We start from the raw sequence: 15,960 nt of genomic DNA, 5'->3' as shown, positions 1-15,960 counted from the left end.
AAAATTTTAAAAAAGATTTGAAAATGAAGAAAGTAATACACGTTCTGTTTGTATGTTTCACTTTTACACAATTGGCTGTGTCTCAAACACGAGAAGTTAAAGTGTTAGATACCAATTGGAAATTTCAAAAAGGCGATTTTGAAGAGGCAATTAAAGTAAATTTTAATGATTCGAAATGGGAATCCGTAACTGTTCCGCATGACTGGGCAATTTACGGACCTTTTGATAAAAATGTAGACATACAAAAAGTTGCCATCGTTCAAAACGGAGAAAATATAGCCACCGAAAAAACAGGAAGAACTGGCGCTTTACCTCATATCGGGACAGCGTGGTATCGCAATACATTCACATTGCCTAAAGATGTAAAAGGGAAAAAAATAATTTTGCTTTTTGAAGGCGCAATGAGCGAACCTCAAGTGTATTTAAACGGAAAAAAAGTGGGAGAATGGGCGTATGGCTATAGTTATTTTTATTTTGATGTTTCCCAATTTATACAAGAAGGAGCAAACACATTGTCAGTAAAACTAACCAATAAAGAATTTGCTTCCCGCTGGTATCCTGGTGCCGGTTTATACCGAAAAGTAAGTGTTATTATAAAAAATAACGAAAGCATTGACCAATGGGGACAGTTTGTAACGACACCTTTTATAAGTTCAGAACTTGCTAAAGTTAATATTAAGACCAAAGCTTCTGGGGAGAATACTCGTTTAGTCACCACTATTTTTGATGCCGAAGGACAAAAACTTAGTTCAGAGGAGTCGATTATGCAATTCGGAAAGGAATTCGATCAAAATTTAAAAGTAGAAAACCCAAAATTATGGAGTCCCGAAACTCCTTATTTGTATAAAGCGGTTTCCCAATTATATGTTGGGAAAGAACTGAAGGATGAAATTTCAACCCGTTTTGGAATTCGCGAAATAAAATACGAGGCCAATAAAGGCTTTAGTCTTAATGGAAAGATAACCAAATTTAAAGGAGTTTGTTTGCATCACGATCTTGGTCCGCTTGGAGTTGCCGTAAATAAAGCCGCGTTGCGCAGGCAAATGGAGATTTTAAAAGATATGGGCTGTAATGCGATTCGCAGTTCGCACAATATGCCCTCTTTCGAGCAATTGGAGTTGGCGGATGAAATGGGTTTTATGTTTCTAGCAGAGAGTTTTGATGAATGGGTATTGCCAAAAGTAGAAAATGGCTACCATCGTTTTTTTGAGGAATATGCTGAAAAAGATATCGTCAATTTAGTGCAGGCAACAAGAAATCATCCTTCTATTGTAATGTGGAGTTCTGGAAATGAAGTGCCTGATCAATGGGGAGAAGCTGGTGTAAAACGAGCTAAATGGCTGCAGGAACTATTTCATAGAGAAGACCCAACACGTCCGGTAACGGTTGGTATGGATCAAGTAAAAGCGACTATGGAATCTGGTTTTGGAGCTTTGCTGGATGTTCCAGGATTGAATTATCGGGTACATTTATATGATGAAGCATTTAAAAAATTTCCGCAAGGGTTTATTTTAGGTTCAGAAACAGCTTCAACGGTGAGCTCCAGAGGGATTTATAAATTCCCTGTAGTTCAAGAAAAAATGAAACAATATCCAGATTTTCAATCTTCCTCTTATGACTTGGAAGCCTGTAGCTGGTCTAACGTGCCTGATGAAGATTTTGTGCTTCAAGATGATAAACCATGGGTAATTGGTGAGTTTGTCTGGACTGGTTTTGATTATTTAGGAGAGCCTACACCTTATGACGAAAGCTGGCCGTCCCGAAGTTCTTATTTTGGAATCAACGATTTAGCCGGTTTACCAAAAGACCGTTATTATTTATACCGAAGCCGTTGGAATACAAAAGAATCCACGCTTCATATCCTCCCACATTGGAACTGGGAAGGTCGTGAAGGAGAGATAACTCCTGTTTTTGTATACACGAGTTACAACAGCGCTGAACTTTTTATAAATGGTAAAAGCATGGGAGTGCAGACAAAAAATAAAAGTACACCACAGAATCGCTATCGCCTGATGTGGATGGATGTGAAATATGAGCCAGGAACGGTAAAAGTGGTGGCTTATGATGAGAATGGAAAAGCTGTTGCTGAAGAAGAAGTACGTACTGCCGGCAAGCCTTATAAAATTGTTTTAGATGCGGACAGGAAAACAATCACTGCCGATGGCGAAGATATATCTTTCGTGACCGTATCTGTAGTGGATAAAAATGGAATTCTTTGTCCTACGGCGACTAATCAATTAAGATTTAAGGTTTCAGGAGCGGGTACTTATAGAGCTGCCTGTAATGGCGATGCTACTTCTCTAGAAATGTTTCATAAAGATACCATGAAACTTTTTAGCGGAAAATTGGTAGTGCTTGTAAAATCGAAAACAACCGCAGGTGATATAAAACTTGAAGTAAATGGTGCTGGGCTTAAGAGCGGAAAATTGAACTTGGTATCTACAAAATAAATAGAAAAGGCAAGTAAGTATTGCAATAATACTTTTGAAAACAAATGATTTAAAAACAGCAATATAACTAAACGCTACAACTGAAATTTTTAAAAAAAGTAGCGTATCAATACTAAAATTATGAACGATATTCTAATTAAAAAAACGACCGCTTTCTTTGAAGAAAGTTTTGGTTCAGCCCCCAAAAAAATAGTGCTGTCTCCGGGAAGAATTAATATTATCGGGGAACATATTGACTACAATGATGGTTATGTTTTACCGGCAGCGATTGATAAAATTATATGTTTTGCTTTCGAAAAAAGTAATTCCAATACCTCGAAAATTATTGCGATTGACCTTGACGATTCGTTTGAAATCGACGTTACTGAATCAATGGAATTAACCGATAATGTTTGGACGAATTACATTCGAGGTGTTGTCAATCAATTAAAAATTAAAGGGTTTGAATTTGATGGATTCAACTGTGTTTTTAGCAGTAATATTCCTGTAGGTTCCGGTTTGTCTTCCTCGGCGGCATTGGAATGTGGATTTTTGTTTGGAATCAACGAGCTTTTTGAACTGAAAATAAAACCGGTTGATATTGTCTTAATGGGACAAAGTGCTGAACATTGGGTAGGAATCAATTGCGGGATAATGGATCAGTTTTCGAGTGTTATGGGTTTAGAAAATAAAGTCATAAAAATTGATTGCAAGACCTTAGAATATGAATACCATAATGCTGATTTTAATGATTATTCTTTGATTTTATTCGATTCGAATGTAAAGCATTCCTTGATGACTTCGGCTTATAATGAGAGAAGACAGCAATGTGAAGAGGGTATTGCTATTATAAAAAATAATTTTCCTGAGATAACGAGTTTTAGAGATTGCACGGAAGAACATATTTTAGGATTGCAACATATAATGAGTGAAAATGTTTTCAAAAGGTGTCTTTTTGTGGTAAAAGAAATCAATCGGGTGAAACTTGCCTGTGAAGCATTAGATAATGGAAAGATTGAAGTTTTAGGGAAATTAATGTTCGAAACACACGAGGGACTATCGGTTGATTATGAAGTAAGTTGTGCTGAGTTAGACATGATTGTGGATACACTTAAAAAGGAAGAAGCCGTAGTTGGTTCCCGATTAATGGGTGGTGGCTTTGGTGGTTGCACTATCAACTTAATCAAAAAAGGACATGAAGAGCGAATTAAACAACAGCTTTCTGCACTTTATTTAGATACTTTTGGAATAGAATTAAAAATTTACGATGTAAAAATCGGAAATGGAACATCACTTTATATCGCGAAATAATGAAAAATTTTGATATCAACGAAGATCCGCACAGACGCTATAATCCGTTAATCAACGAATGGGTTTTGGTTTCTCCACACCGTTCGAAACGCCCTTGGCAGGGACAAAATGAAACAGTAACTTCGGATGCATTGCCGGAATATGACCCAACATGTTATTTGTGTCCGGGAAATGTTCGAGCAAATGGAATGGTCAATCCGGATTATGAAAATTCTTTTGTTTTTGAAAATGATTTTGCCGCTTTAAAGCAAGAAGAAATTGCATTTGAAGATAACAAAAAGGAGACTTTTTTTAGAGCTAAACCAGAAAGAGGAATTTCTCGTGTGGTTTGCTTTTCGCCAAAACATAATTTGACATTGCCTGAAATGCCAGCAACTGCGATTGAAAACATCATTCATACCTGGCAAAAAGAATATACGGATTTGGGTGATGTCGACTACATCAATCATGTTCAGATTTTTGAAAATAAAGGAAGCGTTATGGGTTGCAGTAATCCGCATCCTCACGGGCAAATTTGGGCACAATCGTCTTTACCAACTGAGGTGGAGAAAACGCAAAATAACTTAAAAGCTTATTTTGAAAAACATAACAAAACACTTTTTCAGGATTATTTAACTGAAGAAATGAAACTCGACGAGCGCATTGTTATTGAGAATGATCATTTTGTGGCATTGGTTCCTTTTTGGGCAATTTGGCCGTATGAAACGATGATTGTCAGCAAGAGAAATGTGAGTAAAATAACTGATTTTACGGAAACGGAAGTAACCGATTTTGCAGTTATTTTAAAACAATTGACTACAAAATATGATAATCTTTTTGAAACGTCTTTTCCATATTCATCAGGAATTCATCAGTCACCTACTGATGGGGAATTGCATCCGGAATGGCATTTTCACATGCATTTTTATCCACCGTTGTTGCGATCTGCAACCGTAAAGAAATTTATGGTAGGATATGAAATGATGGGTGAATCACAGCGGGATATTACGCCTGAGAAAAGTGCCGCGGTTTTAAGAGAACAGTCTAACGTACATTACAAAAATAAGTCATGAAAATAGTTGTTACCGGAGGTTTGGGATTCATTGGTTCGCATACCGTAGTAGAATTACAAAATGAAAATTTTGAAGTAGTTGTTGTTGATAATTTGTCTAATTCTTCGATTGATGTTTTGGATGGCATAGAACGAATTACAGGTAAAAAACCGCTTTTTGAACAAATAGATTTAAGAGATAAAGCAGCTGTTCAAGCTTTCTTTCAGAAGCATGATGATGTGGCCGGAGTGATTCATTTTGCTGCCTCCAAAGCAGTTGGTGAAAGTGTGAAAGAGCCTTTGTTGTATTATGAAAACAATGTTGCTTCGCTGGTTTACATTTTACAGGAGTTACAGAAAAAGCCGGAAGCCAATTTTATCTTTAGTTCATCTTGTACCGTTTATGGTCAAGCCGAAGTGATGCCCATTGCCGAAACTACGCCTGTACAAACGGCTATGTCTCCGTATGGAAATACCAAACAAATTGGGGAAGAAATTATTACCGATGTCACTAAAATAAGTAACGTCAATGCTATTTTGTTGCGTTACTTTAATCCAATAGGTTCTCATCCATCAGCTGAAATTGGGGAACTGCCTATGGGTGTACCGCAAAATTTAGTTCCTTTTATTACTCAAACCGGAATGGGTTTGCGTGAATCATTATCCGTTTATGGAAATGATTACCCAACGGTTGATGGAACCTGTGTTCGCGATTATATTCACGTAGTTGATTTGGCGAAAGCCCATGTCATTGCTTTACAAAGATTAATGAACAAAAAGAATTCTGAGAAATTAGAAGTTTTTAATTTGGGAACCGGAACCGGAAGCTCGGTGTTGGAAGTGATTAGCGCTTTCGAAAAAGTTAGCGGACAAAAATTACCTTATACTATTGTTCCAAGAAGAGAAGGCGATGTGACTTCGGTTTATGCCAATACCGATAAAGCGAATACTGTGCTTGGATGGAAAACACAGTCAACTCTGGAAGAAGCGATTGCCAGTGCTTGGAAATGGGAACAAAAGGTCAGAAATAGCCGTTAAAAATTTATGGAATCCATTTTTGTTGTGAAACACGTATAAAAATGGGATTTAGATAGTAGTTTAAGTGCTTTTTTTAAGATTTAACCTATACAATAATAATAAATGTAAAAAATACATTTATAAATGATGTAAATAAATATTTTTATTTTACTTTTGACTTTCATAATTCATAAAAAAACAATAAAATTAAAATACATATCACATTTTATATTCAATTCTATAATGGAATTGTTTGGTTTTAAGCCAAGTTGTGTGTGATTTGTTTAAAAAAAAGCAGTATAATTACACTAATAAAAACATTACATATTACAAGACAATAATCTCATTCATTTATATTAATTTCTAAAAAACAAATTACTCATGAACCAGAACCTTGCTTTTGCTGATTACGCAGTATTTATTATCTATTTTATCGTGGTGTCCACTTACGGATATACCGTTTATCGCAAACGTGAGAAAAACGAACATGATGCCAAAGCCTATTTCCTGGCTGAGGGAACATTGACATGGTGGGCTATTGGGGCTTCTTTGATTGCTTCTAATATTTCTGCTGAACAGTTTATTGGAATGAGTGGGGAAGGATTCTTTTTAGGAATTGCAGTTGCCGCTTATGAGTGGATTGCCGCTATTGCTTTGATTATTGTAGCCGTTTGGTTTATTCCTGTTTATTTAAAAAACAAGATTTATACCATGCCTCAATTTTTAAAAACAAGGTATAACGAATCAACTGCTTTAATTATGGCCGTTTTCTGGTTGTTCTTATATGTATTTGTAAATCTTACCTCTATTTTATATTTAGGAGCTGTTGCCATTAATGGATTGGCCGGTGGTGAATATTTACACGCTATTATGATTGGGCTTGCCGTTTTTGCTTTAGTGATCTCTTTAGGAGGTATGAAAGTGGTGGCATACACGGATGTAATTCAGGTTGCGGTTTTAATTATCGGTGGACTGGTTACGTCATATATTGCTTTGACTACAGTTGGACAATATTTTGGTGTTGGAGAAAATGCAATTGCAGGTTTCAAAGTATTGATGCGTGAAGCTCCGGATCATTTCAAAATGATTATCCCGGAACCAACAGCAACTTCTTCTCAAAACGATATTAATAAGTATCTTACTTTTCCGGGAATGATGTCCTATTTGGCGGGTATTTGGATTATTAATCTTAATTATTGGGGTTGTAACCAATACATTACGCAGAGAGCTTTGGGTGCCGATTTACAAACTGCTCGTACCGGTATTTTGTTTGCAGGTATTTTGAAATTATTAATGCCGCTTATTGTTATGTTACCAGGTATTGCTGCTTATGTTTTGTATGAAAACGGACATTTACCTCAATTAGTAGGTGGTAAAGATGGTGCGTATTCTGCTGTGTTGACGTTCTTGCCTACGGGATTAAAAGGATTGTCTGTTGCTGCTTTAACGGCTGCAATTGTTGCTTCTTTGGCTGGAAAAGTGAATAGTATTTCTACTATTTATACCTTAGATGTGCATAAAAAATACATTCAAAAAGATGCAAGTGACAGAAGCCAGGTGAATATTGGAAGATATGCTGTTTTTGCGGCGATGCTTCTTGCTGTTTTGTTTACATGGAATGATATATTAGGAATTGGTGGTGTAGGTGGATTTACTTATATCCAAAAATATACAGGGTTTATCAGTCCTGGAGTTTTCGCCATGTTTTTCCTTGGTATGTTCTGGAAAAGAACTACTGGTACTGCTGCAATAATAGGGGTGATTTCAGGTTTCTTATTGTCGGTTTTGTTTAACGAATTTGCACCGGCATTATTTGGCACAGAAACATTACTTTACACGGCTTACGCCAATGGAAAAGGTGGATATGAAATACCATTCCACATTTGTATGGGATTGTCATTTATGTTTACAATGCTTATTATGATTGCAGTGAGTTTTGCCGGACCAAAAGTGAATCCAAAAGCTTTTGAGTTAGATACTGAGATGTTCAAGGTAAAACCGCAAACTACAGTATTAATCGTAATTACTTTATTGATTATTTTTGCATTGTACGCTAAGTTCTGGTAGTATATAACAACTAGTTTCAAGATACAGGAATAACTATCATTGCCGTTTAGTTAAGATCAGTTGGTAGTCCCAAATGAAAACTTAACTAAACGGCATTTGATTTTAAATGTATTTGGAGTACGTAACAATAGACTTTGAAAGCGTTTCCACAAAAGAATTTCTGTGTCGTTAAAGTAAATAATCTCTCTAAGACAATTTAAATATCAGAATTAGTACTGGTAAATCTTGCGAGATTAGCCGTGTTTCAGGCGGATTAATTGCTCTGTTTTGAGAATTTTCAACTAGTGATTGAAAGAGTTGTATTTATTGCTTATTTAGTAAATAGTAGGCATAAAAAAAGCTTCCGAAATTAACGGAAGCTTTTTTTATATTTTAAGTGATGCTTTTTAGTCTCTGTTGACCAATGCTTCTTGTTTCCATGTTTTTACGGAAGCAATTCTGCTGTTAGAATAGTCTACTTCGCTTAAGTTGTTACCATTCCAAAAAAGCCATTTTCCAGTTTTTTCTCCATTTTCATAATTAGCAACAGATAGTTTGTTACCATTTGTGTCATATGAAGTCCAAAGTCCTTCAAGTTTCCCGTTTTTAAAGAAACCTTCTTGTTGTACTTTTCCATTTTCAAAGTAGTAAGTTGTTTTTACTAATTCACCTACAGCTTCTAATTTTGGATTGTTTTCTTGAGCAAATGCTATACCTGAGAAGATTAATGCGGTTAAGATTATATATTTTTTCATGTCGTTTGGATTTTTAAATTCATATTAGCTTAACAAATATATAAAACATTTTACAATAAAAAAACTTTAAGTTAACAATTTAGTAACATTGGAGTAAAACTTAACATTGGAAATAAAATTTTCAGTAAAAATCTAACACTAAAAAATGGTATTTCTCAATTCATTATTCATAATTAGTCCTAAATTTGCACCCGAGCCTTAAGGGCGAAACAATTTAAAATTAGAATAATGTATAGAAGTCATAATTGTGGCGAGTTGAATGCCTCACATATTAATACAGAAGTTACACTTGCGGGATGGGTTCAAAAATCGCGTGATAAGGGATTTATGAACTGGGTTGATTTACGGGATCGTTATGGAATTACGCAATTAATTTTTGACGAAGGTCGTTCAGAGAAATCAGTTTTTGAATTGGCTAAAACTCTTGGTCGTGAATTTGTAATTCAGGTAAAAGGTACTGTTATTGAGCGTGAAGCTAAAAATAAAAATATTGCAACAGGTGAGATTGAAATTTTAGTTACTCAACTTACTATTCTTAACGCTTCTCTTACGCCTCCTTTTACAATTGAAGATGAAACGGACGGTGGAGAGGATATCAGAATGAAATACCGTTACCTTGACATTCGAAGAAATCCGGTGAAAAACAGTTTGATGTTTCGTCATAAAGTAGCAATGGAAGTGCGTAAATACCTTTCGGATTTAGACTTTTGTGAAGTGGAAACACCTTATTTAATTAAATCTACTCCAGAAGGAGCAAGAGATTTTGTGGTGCCTTCTCGAATGAATGAAGGGCAGTTTTATGCGTTACCACAATCACCGCAAACGTTCAAGCAATTATTGATGGTGGGTGGAATGGATAAATATTTCCAAATCGTGAAATGTTTCCGTGACGAAGATTTACGTGCAGACAGACAGCCGGAATTTACGCAAATCGATTGCGAGATGGCTTTTGTGGAGCAAGAAGATATCTTGAATGTTTTCGAAGGATTGACAAGACATTTATTAAAAGAAATAAAAGGCATTGAAGTAGAAAAATTCCCAAGAATTACCTACGAATACGCCATGAAAACATACGGGAATGACAAGCCGGACATCCGTTTCGGAATGGAGTTTGGCGAGTTGAATGAAGTGGCACAACACAAAGAATTTCCAGTTTTTAATGCTGCGGAATTAGTGGTGGGAATTGCGGTTCCGGGAGTTGGAAACTATACTCGTAAGGAAATAGATGGATTAATTGACTGGGTCAAACGTCCTCAAGTAGGTGCATCTGGAATGGTTTATGTGAAATGTAATGAAGACGGAACCTATAAATCATCAGTAGATAAATTCTACGATCAAGACGATTTAACGGAATGGGCAAAAATCACTGGCGCAAAAGCTGGAGATATGATTTTTGTGCTTTCTGGTCCAGCCGATAAAACGCGTGGACAATTAAGCGCATTGCGTATGGAATTAGCAACGCGATTAGGATTGAGAAACCCGGCTGAATTTGCACCTCTTTGGGTAGTTGATTTTCCTTTATTGGAATTTGACGAAGAAAGCGGTCGTTACCATGCTATGCACCATCCTTTTACTTCTCCCAAGCCAGAAGATATGCATTTATTGGAAACGAATCCAGGTAAAGTTCGTGCTAATGCGTATGATATGGTTTTGAATGGAAATGAAATTGGTGGTGGATCGATTCGTATTCATGATAAAGCGACACAACAATTGATGTTTAAATATTTAGGTTTTACAGAAGAAGAAGCTAAGGCTCAATTCGGATTCTTAATGGATGCTTTCCAGTTTGGTGCACCGCCACACGGAGGTTTGGCTTTTGGATTGGATAGATTGGTGGCAATTCTAGGTGGTCAGGAAACAATTCGTGACTTCATTGCTTTTCCAAAAAATAATTCAGGAAGAGATGTCATGATTGATGCTCCGTCAGCAATTGATGATTTGCAATTAAAAGAGTTGCATATAAAATTAGCGTAGTTGTACTTTATCGATTAAATTTGTTAGAAAACGTTGAATATCAATATTTTTACAAAATAAAAAGAGAAGAATGTCTTTCGTATTATATTAAATATTACATTTGCTCCATTATAAATTATTATTACTATTACAATGCGTACAGGTACAGTTAAATTTTTCAATGAATCTAAAGGTTACGGATTCATTACAGACGAAGAAACAGGAAAAGACATTTTTGTTCATGCATCAGGAATCAACGCGGAAGAATTACGCGAAGGTGACAGAGTTAGCTATGAAGAAGAAGAAGGAAGAAAAGGAAAAGTTGCTGCGAAAGTAGCAGTGATCTAAGCATAAAAAAATTAATTTTTTTTGCCTACGAATGTTTAAAAAACGTTCCGAATTATTTCGGGACGTTTTTTTTTATTCAAAATTGTTGTCATTTTCGGAATAAATGAACCTTCTTTTTAGAATTGTTAAATTTTTAAACGTTAAACACATCTTAAGATAAAAATCTTTTCTTATTTATAATTAATAAAAATTGTAAATTTACAACGTTGTAGTTGCGATGTATTTTTGAGTTTTTATTGTTATTTAATAATTTGAAAGTTATCTTTGTGGCTTATTTTTATTCAAAAAAATCGATAATATGCAATCCGATCAATTAAATTATATACCAATTTTAATGCAGTTTGTCCTAGCTGTAGGATTTGTTGTAGGAACTATAATAGTTTCAGGAAAATTAGGCCCTAAAAGATCTTCTGAAATCAAAGATAAGAACTTCGAATGTGGGATTGAATCTGTTGGAAATGCGAGAATTCCATTTTCAGTAAAATATTTCCTTGTGGCCATCTTATTTGTTTTGTTTGACGTTGAGGTAATTTTCTTGTATCCATGGGCAATCAATTTCAAGGAATTGGGAATGGAAGGAATGGTTAAAATGGTGATTTTTATGCTTTTGCTTTTGGTGGGATTTTTCTACATCATCAAAAAGAAAGCATTAGAGTGGGAATAAAAATTTATTTTAAATGCTGAATTTAAATGATGTCATTGTAATTCAGAATTTATAATTCAAAATAATAAAAAATGAGTGATTCAAATATAAATATGGTTGCCCCTCCGGAAGGCGTTGTTGGTGAAGGTTTCTTTGCTACAAAGTTGAATGATGTTGTGGGATTGGCTCGTGCAAATTCTTTGTGGCCTTTGCCTTTTGCAACATCTTGTTGTGGGATTGAATTTATGGCAACAATGGCTTCGCATTACGATTTGGCACGATTTGGTTCGGAGCGAGTGAGTTTTTCTCCTCGTCAAGCGGATATGCTAATGGTAATGGGGACGATTTCGAAAAAAATGGCGCCAATTTTACGTCAGGTTTATGAGCAAATGTCAGAACCTCGTTGGGTTATCGCAGTTGGAGCTTGTGCTTCATCTGGTGGAATTTTTGATACTTATTCTGTTTTACAAGGGATTGATAAAGTAATTCCGGTTGATGTTTATGTTCCGGGTTGCCCGCCAAGACCAGAGCAAATTGTTGACGGTGTTATGAAATTGCAAGAATTGGTTAAAACGGAATCGGTAAGAAGAAGAAGTTCTCCAGAATACCAAGAATTATTAGCTTCTTATAATATCAAATAAAATAATGGCGCTAGAAACGATACAAATCCAAGAAAAATTAGTTGAAACATTTGATTCAGCTGTTTTTGAATTCAATCAGGAAAGAGATATATTTTCATTTGAAGTCGCTGCTGATAAAATTACGGCAGTGATTCTTTTTTTGAAAAATGACCCAACATTACGTTTTCATTTTTTAACTGATTTGTGTGGGATTCACTATCCTGACAATGATGTTGATCATCAATTTGCAGTGGTATATCATTTGCATAATTGGTACGAAAACAAAAGGATTAAAATCAAAGCTTTTATCAACGGTGAAAACCCAGAAATAAAAACGATATCAAACATTTTCTTGAGTTCTAATTGGATGGAAAGAGAAACGTATGATTTTTATGGTATAAACTTCATTGGTCATCCGCAATTGAAACGTATTTTGAATATGGATGAAATGATTTCTTTTCCAATGCGAAAAGAATTTCCAATGGAAGATAGCGGTAGAACAGATAAAGATGACCGTTTCTTTGGAAGAACAACCGACAATTATTAAAAATACTCACTATTATAATTTTTCACATTAAATAAATGTCAGAACTATTATTACCACCAGAGCATCGCTATGCTAAAAGAATTGCAGCCCAACTAAACGATGACGGAAGCGAGCTTTCGATCTTAAATTTAGGGCCTACTCACCCAGCTACACACGGTATTTTTCAAAATATCTTGTTGATGGATGGAGAAAGAATTCTAGAAGCGGAACCAACTATTGGTTACATTCACAGAGCTTTCGAAAAAATCGCTGAAAATCGTCCTTTTTACCAAATCACACCTCTTACTGATAGAATGAACTATTGTTCATCGCCTATAAACAATATGGGTTGGTGGATGACATTAGAAAAATTGTTGGATATTGAAGTTCCTAAAAGAGCGCAATATTTAAGAGTAATTGTAATGGAATTGGCTAGAATCACGGATCATATCATCTGTAATTCAATCCTTGGTGTGGATACCGGAGCGTACACCGGATTTTTGTATGTGTTCCAATTTAGAGAAAAAGTCTATGAAATCTACGAAGAAATTTGCGGAGCTCGTTTGACTACTAATATGGGAAGAATTGGTGGTTTCGAAAGAGATTGGTCACCAGAAGCTTTTAGAAAATTAGATGTGTTTTTAGCGGAATTTCCTGCTGCCTGGAAAGAATTTGAAAACTTATTCGAAAGAAATAGAATTTTTATTGACAGAACTGTAAATGTTGGAGCTATAACGGCTGAACAAGCTATGGCTTACGGATTTACAGGTCCAAATTTACGTGCTGCAGGTGTCGATTATGACGTCCGTGTAGCGCAACCGTATTCTTCTTATGAGGATTTTGATTTTATTATTCCTGTTGGGAAATCTGGAGATACGTACGACCGTTTTTGCGTTCGTAATGCCGAAGTTTGGGAGAGTTTGAGTATCATTCGTCAAGCATTAGAAAAAATGCCGGAAGGAAATGACTTTCATGCCGATGTTCCGGATTATTATCTTCCTCCAAAAGAAGATGTTTACACCAGTATGGAATCGTTGATTTACCATTTCAAAATTGTGATGGGTGAAGTTCCTGTTCCAGTTGCCGAAATATATCATCCTGTTGAAGGTGGAAATGGAGAACTAGGTTTTTACTTGGTTACTGACGGAAGTCGAACTCCATATAGATTACATTTCCGCAGACCTTGTTTTATTTACTATCAAGCGTATCCAGAAATGATTAAAGGTTCATTACTATCGGATGCAATTGTTATTTTGTCAAGTTTAAATGTTATTGCCGGAGAATTAGACGCTTAATAAAATTATAAATGATGAATTGTAAATTAGGAATGGAAGTCAAAAAACATTTAAAATTTAGGATTCAAAATTTGAAATAATAAAAAATGGAACGTACGTATCACAAACAAGAAATAAATATGACTGAAGCATTGATGGCTCGCATCAATGAACTTATCAGTCATTATCCTGAAGACAAAAGAAAATCGGCTTTATTGCCTGTTTTACATGAAGTTCAAGATGCTCACGACAATTGGTTGAGTATTGAATTAATGAATAAAGTAGCCGAAATCCTTTTGATTAAACCAATTGAAGTTTATGAAGTAGTTTCGTTTTATACGATGTACAACCAAAGACCAGTTGGAAAATACATGTTTGAATTTTGTCAAACTTCTCCTTGTTGTTTGAATGGAGTAGAGGATTTAATGGATTATACTTGTGAAAAACTAGGTGTAAAAGTAGGTGAGCCTACTCCAGACGGTCTGTTTGAAGTTAGAGGTGTTGAATGTTTAGGTGCTTGTGGTTACGCTCCAATGATGCAATTAGGCGATTTTTACAAAGAACATTTGACGGCAGCAAAAATCGACGAGTTAATTGATGATTGCAAAAACGATACAATAATATTACACGATAAATAATATGTCACAAAAAATATTATTAGACAAAATAAATATTCCAGGAATTAAAACGTACGAAGTATACCGTCAAAACGGTGGTTATGCTTCAGTAGAAAAAGCCCTAAAAACATTAACGCCAGACGAAGTAGTTGAGGAAGTGAAAACTTCAGGATTGCGTGGTCGTGGTGGAGCAGGATTCCCAGCAGGAATGAAATGGAGTTTTATTGATAAAAAATCAGGAAAACCAAGACATTTAGTTTGTAATGCGGATGAATCAGAGCCAGGAACTTTCAAAGACCGTTATTTGATGGAATTTATTCCTCATTTATTGATTGAGGGAATGATTACTTCCAGCTATGCATTGGGTGCAAACCTATCTTACATCTACATTCGTGGAGAATACATGTGGGTTTATAAAATATTAGAAAGAGCCATTAATGAAGCAAAAGCCGCTGGATTTTTGGGTAAAAATATATTAGGTTCAGGGTACGATTTAGAACTTTATGTTCATTGTGGTGCCGGAGCTTACATTTGTGGTGAAGAAACTGCATTGATTGAATCATTGGAAGGAAAAAGAGGAAATCCTCGTATCAAACCACCATTTCCTGCTATTTCAGGACTTTGGGCAAATCCAACGGTTGTAAATAACGTAGAAACAATTGCCGCTGTGCCTTGGATTATCAATAATACAGGAGCGGAATATGCTAAAATTGGTATTGGACGTTCTACAGGAACCAAATTAATTTCGGCTTCAGGACATATCAAAAATCCTGGTGTTTACGAAATTGAATTGGGCTTAAGTGTTTACGAATTCATGAATTCAGATGAATATTTAGGCGGAATGAGTTCTGACAGACCTTTAAAAGCATTTGTACCGGGAGGAAGTTCTGTTCCCGTTTTACCTGCGAATTTAATTTACAAAACTGCAAACGGTGAAGATCGTTTGATGTCATACGAATCGTTAAGTGACGGTGGATTTGCTACAGGTTCTATGTTAGGATCAGGCGGATTTATTGTTTACAATGATACATCTTGTATTGTTCGTAATACTTGGAATTTCTCTCGTTTTTATCACCATGAAAGTTGTGGACAATGTTCCCCTTGTCGTGAAGGTACAGGCTGGATGGAAAAAGTATTGCACCGAATAGAAAATGGTCATGGACGTGAAGAAGATATCGATTTGCTTTTAAGCATTCAAAGTAAAATTGAAGGAAATACCATTTGTCCATTAGGTGATGCGGCGGCTTGGCCAGTGGCAGCAGCAATTCGTCACTTTAGAGAAGAGTTTGAATACCATATTCGTTTCCCGGAAAAAATAAAAAATAGAGATCATTTTGTTGCTGAACCTTTTGAAAAAGTAAAGCATTTAGTTTCTAAAGTAATCGTATAAA

The 15,960-nt window shown here is 35.5% G+C and carries 14 protein-coding genes; 13 read left to right on the top strand and 1 reads right to left on the bottom strand.

Annotated features, from left to right (window positions below):
* The first annotated feature begins 23 nt into the window (after nucleotides 1-23).
* The 5 genes from Q1W72_RS07750 (at nucleotide 24) to Q1W72_RS07730 (ending at nucleotide 7,854) form a co-directional block, all read left to right on the top strand.
* Nucleotides 24-2,450 (top strand): DUF4982 domain-containing protein, encoded by a 2,427-nt coding sequence (locus Q1W72_RS07750; RefSeq protein WP_302137807.1) that lies wholly within the window; start codon nucleotides 24-26, stop codon nucleotides 2,448-2,450.
* A 120-nt stretch (nucleotides 2,451-2,570) separates the two neighbouring features.
* Nucleotides 2,571-3,740 carry a galactokinase gene (gene galK / locus Q1W72_RS07745; RefSeq protein WP_302137806.1) on the top strand — a complete coding sequence of 390 codons (1,170 nt, stop codon included), beginning with the start codon at nucleotides 2,571-2,573 and terminating at the stop codon, nucleotides 3,738-3,740.
* On the top strand, nucleotides 3,740-4,792 hold the full coding sequence (locus Q1W72_RS07740; RefSeq protein ID WP_302137805.1) for a UDP-glucose--hexose-1-phosphate uridylyltransferase: 1,053 nt from the start codon (nucleotides 3,740-3,742) through the stop codon (nucleotides 4,790-4,792). Before galK ends, Q1W72_RS07740 begins: the two co-directional genes overlap by 1 nt.
* Nucleotides 4,789-5,808, top strand: coding sequence for a UDP-glucose 4-epimerase GalE (gene galE / locus Q1W72_RS07735; RefSeq protein ID WP_302137804.1), 1,020 nt, complete (start codon nucleotides 4,789-4,791; stop codon nucleotides 5,806-5,808). Before Q1W72_RS07740 ends, galE begins: the two co-directional genes overlap by 4 nt.
* Nucleotides 5,809-6,168: 360 nt before the next feature.
* Nucleotides 6,169-7,854 (top strand): sodium/sugar symporter, encoded by a 1,686-nt coding sequence (locus tag Q1W72_RS07730; protein WP_099713784.1) that lies wholly within the window; start codon nucleotides 6,169-6,171, stop codon nucleotides 7,852-7,854.
* A gap of 386 nt (nucleotides 7,855-8,240) precedes the next feature.
* Here Q1W72_RS07730 and Q1W72_RS07725 read toward each other — a convergent pair whose 3' ends face one another.
* Nucleotides 8,241-8,588 carry a toxin-antitoxin system YwqK family antitoxin gene (locus Q1W72_RS07725; protein ID WP_099713783.1) on the bottom strand — a complete coding sequence of 116 codons (348 nt, stop codon included), beginning with the start codon at nucleotides 8,586-8,588 and terminating at the stop codon, nucleotides 8,241-8,243.
* A 228-nt stretch (nucleotides 8,589-8,816) separates the two neighbouring features.
* On the opposite strand from Q1W72_RS07725, the gene aspS reads away from it, so the two are divergent.
* From aspS to nuoF, 8 genes are all read left to right on the top strand, one after another.
* A complete protein-coding gene (aspS, locus tag Q1W72_RS07720; RefSeq protein WP_099713782.1) occupies nucleotides 8,817-10,562 on the top strand; it encodes an aspartate--tRNA ligase in 1,746 nt (581 codons plus the stop codon).
* Between the two features lie 132 nt (nucleotides 10,563-10,694).
* Entirely contained in the window at nucleotides 10,695-10,889 is a 195-nt protein-coding gene (locus Q1W72_RS07715) for a cold-shock protein (RefSeq protein WP_007137066.1), read from the top strand.
* 298 nt (nucleotides 10,890-11,187) lie between these two features.
* Nucleotides 11,188-11,553, top strand: a complete 366-nt coding sequence (locus Q1W72_RS07710) for an NADH-quinone oxidoreductase subunit A (RefSeq protein WP_099713781.1) — start codon at nucleotides 11,188-11,190, stop codon at nucleotides 11,551-11,553.
* Nucleotides 11,554-11,624: 71 nt separating this feature from the next.
* Nucleotides 11,625-12,173 carry an NADH-quinone oxidoreductase subunit B gene (locus Q1W72_RS07705; protein ID WP_066335808.1) on the top strand — a complete coding sequence of 183 codons (549 nt, stop codon included), beginning with the start codon at nucleotides 11,625-11,627 and terminating at the stop codon, nucleotides 12,171-12,173.
* Nucleotides 12,174-12,177: 4 nt separating this feature from the next.
* Entirely contained in the window at nucleotides 12,178-12,699 is a 522-nt protein-coding gene (locus Q1W72_RS07700; RefSeq protein ID WP_099713780.1) for an NADH-quinone oxidoreductase subunit C, read from the top strand.
* Between the two features lie 35 nt (nucleotides 12,700-12,734).
* Nucleotides 12,735-13,973, top strand: a complete 1,239-nt coding sequence (locus tag Q1W72_RS07695) for an NADH-quinone oxidoreductase subunit D (protein WP_099713779.1) — start codon at nucleotides 12,735-12,737, stop codon at nucleotides 13,971-13,973.
* Nucleotides 13,974-14,059: 86 nt separating this feature from the next.
* Complete coding sequence (nuoE, locus tag Q1W72_RS07690; RefSeq protein WP_099713778.1) at nucleotides 14,060-14,590, top strand: NAD(P)H-dependent oxidoreductase subunit E; 531 nt, start codon at nucleotides 14,060-14,062, stop codon at nucleotides 14,588-14,590.
* Between the two features lies 1 nt (nucleotide 14,591).
* The gene (nuoF, locus tag Q1W72_RS07685) at nucleotides 14,592-15,959 is read left to right on the top strand and encodes an NADH-quinone oxidoreductase subunit NuoF (RefSeq protein ID WP_099713777.1); all 1,368 of its coding nucleotides are present in this window, start codon (nucleotides 14,592-14,594) and stop codon (nucleotides 15,957-15,959) included.
* Nucleotide 15,960: the final 1 nt, after the last annotated feature.

The sequence above is a fragment of the Flavobacterium sp. ZE23DGlu08 genome (assembly GCF_030505335.1).
GTDB classification, from domain to species: Bacteria; Bacteroidota; Bacteroidia; order Flavobacteriales; family Flavobacteriaceae; genus Flavobacterium; species Flavobacterium algoritolerans.
The sequence above is the reverse complement of the archived record's forward strand: the minus strand, read 5'-3'. Positions and strand labels throughout refer to the sequence as shown.

What these genes read in the sequence shown, in the direction of transcription:
- Q1W72_RS07740 (WP_302137805.1), top strand. Translation starts at nt 3,740, where the DNA reads ATGAAAAATTTTGATATCAACGAAGATCCGCACAGACGCTATAATCCG.
- galK (WP_302137806.1), top strand. Translation starts at nt 2,571, where the DNA reads ATGAACGATATTCTAATTAAAAAAACGACCGCTTTCTTTGAAGAAAGT.
- Q1W72_RS07710 (WP_099713781.1), top strand. Translation starts at nt 11,188, where the DNA reads ATGCAATCCGATCAATTAAATTATATACCAATTTTAATGCAGTTTGTC.
- nuoE (WP_099713778.1), top strand. Translation starts at nt 14,060, where the DNA reads ATGGAACGTACGTATCACAAACAAGAAATAAATATGACTGAAGCATTG.
- Q1W72_RS07750 (WP_302137807.1), top strand. Translation starts at nt 24, where the DNA reads ATGAAGAAAGTAATACACGTTCTGTTTGTATGTTTCACTTTTACACAA.
- galE (WP_302137804.1), top strand. Translation starts at nt 4,789, where the DNA reads ATGAAAATAGTTGTTACCGGAGGTTTGGGATTCATTGGTTCGCATACC.
- Q1W72_RS07695 (WP_099713779.1), top strand. Translation starts at nt 12,735, where the DNA reads ATGTCAGAACTATTATTACCACCAGAGCATCGCTATGCTAAAAGAATT.
- Q1W72_RS07700 (WP_099713780.1), top strand. Translation starts at nt 12,178, where the DNA reads ATGGCGCTAGAAACGATACAAATCCAAGAAAAATTAGTTGAAACATTT.
- Q1W72_RS07730 (WP_099713784.1), top strand. Translation starts at nt 6,169, where the DNA reads ATGAACCAGAACCTTGCTTTTGCTGATTACGCAGTATTTATTATCTAT.
- nuoF (WP_099713777.1), top strand. Translation starts at nt 14,592, where the DNA reads ATGTCACAAAAAATATTATTAGACAAAATAAATATTCCAGGAATTAAA.
- aspS (WP_099713782.1), top strand. Translation starts at nt 8,817, where the DNA reads ATGTATAGAAGTCATAATTGTGGCGAGTTGAATGCCTCACATATTAAT.
- Q1W72_RS07715 (WP_007137066.1), top strand. Translation starts at nt 10,695, where the DNA reads ATGCGTACAGGTACAGTTAAATTTTTCAATGAATCTAAAGGTTACGGA.
- Q1W72_RS07725 (WP_099713783.1), bottom strand. Translation starts at nt 8,588, where the DNA reads ATGAAAAAATATATAATCTTAACCGCATTAATCTTCTCAGGTATAGCA.
- Q1W72_RS07705 (WP_066335808.1), top strand. Translation starts at nt 11,625, where the DNA reads ATGAGTGATTCAAATATAAATATGGTTGCCCCTCCGGAAGGCGTTGTT.